Raw genomic sequence first — 3,435 nt, 5'->3', positions numbered from 1 at the left:
CCCTGTCGATCTCAAGCTGGTAATGCAAGAATAAGTGCTGAATGGGGGCATTTGCCCCCATTTTTTCTTTGGGAGGATAATTATGATTGCAGTAATCGGTAGTAACAACGTTGATATAGTTTTGCGAGTACGGCACTTTACTTTGCCCGGTGAAACACAGAAAAGTGAGGAACTTCGATTTTTCCCCGGTGGAAAAGGGGCAAATCAAGCAGTTGCTTCTAAAAGGCTCGGGGCTGATATTTATTTCCTAAGCTGTGTGGGTAATGACGCCAACGGGCAATTTATCACTGGAAAATTAAAAGATGAGGGATTAGAAGAGCATCTCGTTCCAACCAATGTACCAAATGGAGTTGCTGTTATCGAGGTAACCCGTTCTGGCGAGAATAGAATAGTGATTTACTCAGGTGCCAACGCTCATTTAACGGAAGAGCTTGTGAATTCTAAAAGAGAAGAGCTTTTAAAAGCAGATTTTCTCTTGCTTCAGAATGAAATTCCTTTTGCAGCGACTTTAGTAGCGGCGAAGTTGTTTAAGGATGCAGGAAAATTCGTCATATTCGATCCAGCACCGGCTACTGAAATCGGCGATGAAATCTCAAAATACGTGGACATAATAACACCAAATGAAGAAGAAGCCAAAGCAATAGCCAAGGCTGATATGTCTCCAAAGGCGCTTGTCGATGCTCTTTTAAAAATGGGATTTGGCAATGTATTGCTCAAACTTGGAAGCAAAGGCGGGATATTCAAGGGCGAACTCGGTTCTTTTGATTTTCGGGCTTTTGAGGTTAATACTGTGGACTCAACAGCAGCTGGTGATGCTTTTAATGGTGCACTTGCAACCGCACTGAATCGAAAAATGGACATTAAAGAAGCCGTGAAATTTGCCAGTGCTGCTGCGGCCATATCTGTTACCAGACAGGGAGCTCAGCCTTCACTTCCATATTTGGACGAAGTAATTTCTTTTCTCAGTGAGGTGAAGAAATGAAAAAAACTGGAATAATAAATAGAGAGCTTGGAGCTGTTATAGTCAAGCTAGGGCATACTGATGCCATTACAGTGTGTGATTGCGGATTACCACTTTCCGAAGAGAAAAAAGTTATCGACCTCTCCATGAGAAAGGGCTTTCCGGGATTGATAGAAATTCTTCAGCCGCTCCTCGAAGAAATTGTCGTTGAAAGAGCTATATTGGCCAAGGAGATAATAAAAGCAAACCCCGAAATGCACAAAAAACTCTTGGAACTGTTAAAGAATGTGGATATTGAATATGTAGAGCACGAAGATTTCAAACATATGGCACTCGAAAAGTCCAGAGCCATAGTGAGAACAGGTGAAGCTACACCTTATTCCAATGTCATTCTCTTTTCAGGGGTAGACTTCTAAAAGCCTACAATAAGAAAGTAAATACACACAGTTACCAAGGTAGAAACACTCAGTGGAATAATTATCCTTCTCACCAATGCCGTATAGCTGACAGAAAAGTATTGGGTAGTGAGTGCAACACAGAGATGCACTGGTGAGAGTAAAACCCCTGCAACGGCAAAGGTATAGGCGAGCAGGGCAGAAGGGAACATAACCTGCGTTGCAACAAGGCTCATCAACAATGGAAAGCTCAGTCCCACAGATGCCTGGGTAACACCCGTCATCATTCCCATAATAAAAGGCAACGCGATAATCACCAGAACCGGTGGCACAGACCATGAAAGCAATTCATTGCTCATGGTTTCGGGGATGTGCGATATCTCCACAAAAGCTTTGAAGAAAAAAACTGCAAGCAACAGAAAAAAGGTTTTCCACTTCAAGGAATTTTTGAAAATTTTAAGCCTATCCTTTTTTGTGAACAAATATATCAAGGATACAGCAAGCACTACAAGCCAGCCCGGTTGATTCAAAATAACCAGAACTATCACCATGACTATGGGCCATGAAGAAATGAGCAATTCTTTAAGGGCATCAAGAGAGAATTTGATCTCAGGTCTTATCCTGACCATATAGAGATAACCTATGACAATTGCTGCGATTCCCGCCGGGAGCATTCCGATAATCATCGATTTCAGTGGAGTATTTGCCATACTCGAAGCTATAACTATTGCTGGATACAAAGGCCAAAAGTACTCCATAGAATGTCTAAACCAATAATTCGTTACCATTGAATCTTCATTTGTAATGGTAGGATCTCTAAGCGCCATTTCTTTAACCATCGGCGCCGAGAACATAGCACCTCCGGGCATTGGAAGCAGGCCCATGGTGGCTGGCATTAAAGAAATCGCAACTCTTGGAGCGGTGAATATCCTACCAATCGCAGAAGTAAACCTGGCGGCATCACCGCTACGATTAAGCGTTTCACCCAGGAGATAAATGGAAAAGATCGTTATCATTACTTTCCAGAAATTCCAATCCGACACTTCTTTAACAAAGGCATCATAATACAGCACAGGTTCAATTAAAAGCATCATACCTATTGCTAAAATTGCTATGATGAGAGAAATCGTGATATCTTTTATATAGCGTAGAGATAGCATCATTGCTAAAATCCCAAGAAATACCGATAATGTTGTCATGGAATCACCTTAGAAATAGTTTGCATAACGAATTATACAACAGGAGTGATAATTATGGGAGGCCAAAAGGAAAATATTTTTGCTCTGAGATTTTCAAAAGAACCCCAGATTATTAACGAAAAATCTATGGATGGCGGCAAAGAACTGATATTGAAATCGAATTTTCCTTCAGAATATCCTGAAAATAACAAAATCTTTCTGGAATTTTATCCCTCAAAAAGCGCGAAAGGAACCGTGCTTTTCATCCATGGCACAGGTCAGAAAAACCTGAAGTACCTAAGATGGTTCGCAAAGCACTTTCCGGACTTTTCTTACAACGGGGCATTAATGGTTCTACCCTATCACTTTTCACGAACACCAAAAGGATATAAATCCGGCGAACTTTTCATGGAAGCCGAAAGTGATAAATTGCGGGGAAGGTTTGAAAACGCCGTTGTTGACGCGCTTACTTGCATAGAATATCTAAAGAATTACAAGTTACCATTATTTCTCATGGGATACAGCTTTGGCGGTTTTATTGCCACTATAACCGCTTCACTTTCAGAAACACCAGAAAAACTCTCGCTTGTCGTAACAGGCGGAAATTTCTATCATATTACCTGGAAAAGTTTCGCAACGAGAGTTTTGAGAGTTAAGTACGAAGAAGATGAAAGCTGTGATCCAAAGAAATGCTTAACGTATCATTTGAAAGACTACCCAAAATTTGTAGACAACCTAAAAGATGCTCATGTAGAGCTAGGAAGCGCTCCTATTTCCTGTTTTGAGTACGATCCTCTGACATATGCGCCCTTTGTTAAGCAGCCGGTATTGATGTTTGGGGCGCTTTTTGATATTTTCATTCCCCGGAAATCAACTTTTGAGCTTTACCAGGCCTTCCATA

4 protein-coding genes are annotated in these 3,435 nt (G+C 41.2%); 3 read left to right on the top strand and 1 reads right to left on the bottom strand.

Annotated elements, in window-relative coordinates; genetic code table 11:
* The first annotated feature begins 82 nt into the window (after positions 1 to 82).
* Positions 83 to 982 (top strand): ribokinase, encoded by a 900-nt coding sequence (rbsK, locus tag AC3LHT_RS06175; protein WP_488662291.1) that lies wholly within the window; start codon positions 83 to 85, stop codon positions 980 to 982.
* Positions 979 to 1,377, top strand: a complete 399-nt coding sequence (gene rbsD / locus AC3LHT_RS06170) for a D-ribose pyranase (RefSeq protein WP_290644754.1) — start codon at positions 979 to 981, stop codon at positions 1,375 to 1,377. Before rbsK ends, rbsD begins: the two co-directional genes overlap by 4 nt.
* On the opposite strand, the gene AC3LHT_RS06165 is transcribed toward rbsD, so the two are convergent.
* The gene (locus AC3LHT_RS06165) at positions 1,374 to 2,555 is read right to left on the bottom strand and encodes a DUF401 family protein (protein ID WP_290644755.1); all 1,182 of its coding nucleotides are present in this window, start codon (positions 2,553 to 2,555) and stop codon (positions 1,374 to 1,376) included. The two genes, rbsD and AC3LHT_RS06165, sit on opposite strands and share 4 nt — an antisense overlap.
* 54 nt (positions 2,556 to 2,609) lie before the next feature.
* Between AC3LHT_RS06165 and AC3LHT_RS06160 the strand changes: the two genes are divergently transcribed.
* The coding region (locus tag AC3LHT_RS06160; RefSeq protein WP_488662290.1) for an alpha/beta hydrolase at positions 2,610 to 3,435 on the top strand (826 nt) is incomplete at its 3' end.

This window comes from Kosmotoga sp. (genome assembly GCF_982836095.1).
The sequence above is the reverse complement of the archived record's forward strand: the minus strand, read 5'-3'. Positions and strand labels throughout refer to the sequence as shown.